The 4,752-nt window shown below is 72.8% G+C and carries 2 protein-coding genes; both read left to right on the top strand.

The genetic code is table 11. The annotated features are described in order from the left end of the window. The first annotated feature begins 189 nt into the window (after positions 1–189). Positions 190–3,393: an Eco57I restriction-modification methylase domain-containing protein gene (locus EAO73_RS35175; protein WP_147975597.1), complete on the top strand. Its 3,204-nt coding sequence runs from the start codon at positions 190–192 to the stop codon at positions 3,391–3,393. A 110-nt stretch (positions 3,394–3,503) separates the two neighbouring features. Then, a complete protein-coding gene (locus EAO73_RS35170; protein WP_191134348.1) occupies positions 3,504–4,526 on the top strand; it encodes an alpha/beta fold hydrolase in 1,023 nt (340 codons plus the stop codon). The last annotated feature ends 226 nt before the right edge of the window (positions 4,527–4,752 follow it).

Below are 4,752 nucleotides of genomic sequence, written 5' to 3'. Positions count from 1 at the left end.
GGCCCCGGCCGCCCGTGAATCGCACCTGGAACGCTGGTCAGGATAGCCAACGCCGTTGGCCGGCCGGGGGCGAGCGGTCTTCCGGCCCCGCGTATAGGCTTTCCGGGCCCGGCGAGGGCCGGCCCCTGCTCGACCGGCCTCCCCGCGCACCCGCCCGCCTCCCACCGACTCCGCCGGGAAGTCCGCCTGATGTCCGTCACCGCCAGCAGCCGGACCCGGACGCCGGGCGGGCCCCGCGCGGACCGGCTCCGCCAGGGCGTGCGCGCCGCCCTCATCACCCTGGGTACCGGCTTCCTGCGCCACCCCGCCAACGCGGTCCTGCGCGAGACCGCCGACGCCCACGCCCTGTACGACGCGCTGCTGCGTCTTGTCTACCGCCTCCTGGTCGTCTTCGTCGCCGAGGACCGCGACGCCCTGCTGCTCCCTGACGCGAGCGACCACGCCAGGGAGCGGTACGCGGCGCACTTCTCGCCGGCCCGCCTGCGCGCCCTCGCCCGCGAGCAGCACGGCCCGGAGGACGGGGAGCGGCGCGGCCCGGAGCACGGGGAGCTGTACGCGGCCCTGCGGACCGTGCTGGACGCCCTCGGAAACGCCGACGGCCGCCCCGATCTCGGCCTGCCCGGTCTCGGCGGCATCTTCGACGCCACGGAGGCCGACGCCCCGCTGCACGGCCTGGCCCTGTCCGACGCGCACCTGCTGACCGCGGTGCGCCACCTCACCCAGGCTCCGGACCCGGGCACGCGCCGCTCCCGTACGGTCGGTCACCGCGGCCCGGAGGCCGGGGAACTGGGCTCCGTCTACGAATCGCTCCTCCAGCTCGCCCCCCGGATCGACGCGGCGGACCGGACGTTCGCACTGGTCGGGCTGCCCGGCAACACCCGGAGGACGACCGGCTCCTACTACACCCCGTCCGCGCTCGTCGAGTGCCTGCTCGACACCACGCTGGACCCGGTGCTGGACGCCGCCGTCGCACGCGGTGAGAGGGCGGCCACCGCGACGGCCGCCGCCGATCCGTCCGAGGCGGTCGTCCGGGAACTGCTCTCGCTCACGGTGTGCGACCCCGCGTGCGGCTCCGGCCACTTCCTGGTGGCGGCGGCACGCCGTATCGCCGCACGGGTCGCCGCCGTACGGACCCGCACCGCCGTACCCGCCCCGGAAGCGGTCCGCGAAGCCCTCCACGAGGTCGTCGCCCGCTGTGTCCACGGCGTCGACCTCAACCCGATGGCGGTCGAACTGGCCAAGGTGTCGCTGTGGCTGGAAATCCTGGAACCGGGCCGGCCGCTGGGCTTCCCGGACACCCGCGTCAAACACGGCAACGCCCTGATCGGCGCCACGCCCGGCCTGCTGCGGCACGGCATCCCCGACGCGGCGTTCCGGCCCGCGGGAAGCGACGACCGGGGGTCCGCCAAGGCCCTGAAGAGGCGCAACAGGGCCGAGCGGGCCGCCTTGTGCGGCGAGGTGGACCGGCCGGCGGACGACGGGCACGCGCGGCACGTCGCCGACGCCTGGTGCGCCGCGTTCCTGTGGAGGAGGACGGCGGACGCTCCGCCGCCGGTGACCGACGCGGTCCTCCGCAACCTGCGGGACGCGCCCCGGGCCACACACGAGGAGATCGCGCGGCTGCGGAAGAAATACGGGTTCTTCCACTGGCACCTGGAATTCCCCGAGGTGTTCCCCGACGGCCCCGGCGCCGGCGGCTTCGACTGCGTCCTGGGCAACCCGCCGTGGGAGCGCATCAAGCTCCAGGAGCAGGAGTTCTTCGCCCAGCACGACCCGGAGATCGCCGCCGCGAAAACCGCCGCCGCCCGCAAACGCCTGATCGCCGCGCTGAAGGAGGACCCGGACCGCGCCGCACTGCACGCCGGGTTCGAGGCGGCCAAGCGCCGGGCCGAGGGCGCGAGTCACTTCCTGCGCGACAGCGGGCGCTACCAGCTCACCGGGCGCGGCGACATCAACACGTACGCCGTCTTCGCCGAGGCGGGCCGTGCGCTGACCGGCCCGCGCGGCCGGATGGGCGTCATCGTGCCCACGGGCATCGCCACGGACGCCACGACCCAGTACTTCTTCAAGGACCTGGTGCTCACGGGCGCGCTGGCAGCCCTCTACGACTTCGAGAACGCGGCGCCCGTCTTCCCGGACGTCCACCGCTCGTTCAAGTTCAGCATCCTGTCCGTGACCGGGAGCGCCGTGCGCGAACCGGCCGCGAGGTTCGCCTTCTTCCTCCGCGATCCGGCCGAAGTGCGCCACGAGGGAAAGGCGTTCACCCTCACACCCGAGGAGATCACCCTCCTCAACCCCAACACGGGCACCTGCCCCGTCTTCCGCTCCCGCCGCGACGCCGAGATCACCCTCGGCGTCTACGAGCGGGTCCCCGTCCTGGTCGAGGAGGGCGATCCGGGCCGCAACCCGTGGGGCGTCACCTTCGCAACGATGCTCCACATGGCCAACGACTCGCACCGCTTCCGCACCCGCGAGGAGCTGACGGCCACCGGCTGGCAGCCGTCGGCGAACACCTTCGTCCACGGGGACCGGGCCATGCTGCCGCTGTACGAGGCGAAGATGGTCGACGCCTACAACCACCGCGCGGCCGACGTCGTGAAGAGCGCCACCGCCGTCAAACGCCAGAACCAGCCCGCCTACCTGACGGCCGACGCCTGGACCTCCGCATCCCGCCTCGCCGTACCCGGCAACTGGGTGGACCGGGCCGACACCCCGCCCGACGCCCCGCCCGGCTGGCTCGCCTTCCTCCGCATCAGCAGCCCCACCAACCAGCGCACCATGATCTCCGCGATCCTGCCGCGCGCCGCGATCGGCGACTCCGTCTTCCTGCTGCGCACCAGGACCTCACGGGACACCGTCGCGCTCGTGGCCCACTTCAACTCCTTCGTCTATGACTACCTCACCCGCCAGAAGGCCGCCGGGCTCAACCTCAGCTTCTTCTACATCCGCCAGCTCCCCGTACCGGCGCCCGAAACCGTCCGCCGCCACATGGACTTCCTGATCCCGCGCGTCCTGGAACTCACCTACACCGCGCACGACATGAGCCCCTTCGCCGCCGACCTCGGAGACACGGGAGCACCGTTCCGCTGGGACGAGTCCCGCCGGGGCCGGATCCGCGCCGAACTCGACGCGCTCCTCCTCCACCTCTACGGAATCGGCCGCGCGGACGCCGGTCACATCCTGGACACCTTCCCCATCGTCCGGCGCAAGGACGAGGCGCGGTACGGGGGTTACCGCACGAAGGACCTGATCCTCGCCGACTACGACCGCATGGCCGCCGACGGCGTCGGACCGGGCGGAACGTACACCTCCACGCTCCTCCCGCCGCCGGGCGAGGGGGCCCGGCACACCTGCTCCACCCCGGTCGCCGCCCCCGCTCCGTCCGGAACCTAGTGGAAATGCGCTGAGGTGGAGGAGGTTCGGAAGTCTCACCGCATGAGCCACATGAGCCGGTAAAAACGGGAGGCGATCTCGTGCTCAGCTCCGCAGCACCCGCGCAGTACCTGCCCACGCAGACCAGCCCGCCGCAGCCGCCGGCCGAGGCGACGGTGCGCCTCAGGTTCCACACCGTGCACGGATACCGCCGCGCCTACCGGATCGCCGGACGCGGCCCGGCGATCCTGCTCATCCACGGCATCGGCGGCTCCTCCGCGACCTGGGAACACCTGATCCCCGTACTGGCCCGCAACCACACGGTCATCGCTCCCGACCTCCTCGGCCACGGCGCCTCCGACAAGCCGCGCGCCGACTACTCGGTCGCCGCCTACGCGAACGGCATACGCGACCTCCTGGGCGTCCTGGGCGTCGACCGCGTCACCCTGATCGGCCACTCCCTGGGCGGCGGCGTCGCCATGCAGTTCGCCTACCAGTTCCCCGAGCACACCGACCGCCTCATCCTGGTCAGCGCAGGCGGGGTGGGCCGCGAGGTCACCAAGGTGCTGCGCGCGGTGTCGCTCCCCGGCGCCGACCTGCTGCTCTCCCTGCTCAGCCTCCCCGGCATGCGCGGCCAGATGGGCCTGATCACCGGCCTGATGAAGCTCCTGGACACGGACCTGGGCCAGGACGCCGGGGAGATGCTGAACGTCGTCGACGCCCTGCCCGACGCCACGTCCCGCGCCGCGTTCATCGCCACGCTGCGCTCGGTGGTCGACTGGAAGGGCCAGATGATCACCATGCTCGACCGCTGTTACCTCGCCGCCGGCATGCCCACCCAGCTCGTCTGGGGCTCCCGCGACAGCGTCGTCCCCGTCCGCCACGCCCATCGCGCCCACGCCGCGATGCCGGGCAGCCGCCTGGAGATCTTCGAGGGCGCCGGCCACTTCCCCTTCCACGCCGACCCGGACCGCTTCTGCGCCCTCGTCGACGACTTCATCAGCACGACCACCCCGGCCGACTGGAGCCCCGAGCGCTGGCGCGTACTCCTGCGCAAGGGCCGCCCCGGACGCACGCAGGGCGTGGTCGCCGCCGCGCACCAGCGGGCGGTGGTCCGCGACCTGCGGCTGGTCAGCGAACGGAGCGCGACGTGACGGCGGTCCGCCCCACGCGGCGGTGGTGTGCGGGTGACCTCCGCGAGTACCTCACAGGCCTGACCGAAGCAGGCGGTCCGTCGAGCTTCCGGGGGAATGAACGCGGTAGCGGCGGGTAGGTTCGCCGATTGTTCCGCCCGGCGTCATTCCGTGCACACTGCAAGGGTCTTACGCGGAGCCCGCCGGGTCTGGAACACTCCAGTCGCTTCCCGCCCCCACATCCCCC

The sequence above is a fragment of the Streptomyces sp. col6 genome, from assembly GCF_008042035.1.
In the GTDB taxonomy this organism is placed as follows: domain Bacteria; phylum Actinomycetota; class Actinomycetes; order Streptomycetales; family Streptomycetaceae; genus Streptomyces.
Note: the sequence above shows the minus strand (reverse complement) of the source record. Positions and strands in the feature narration are given on the sequence as shown.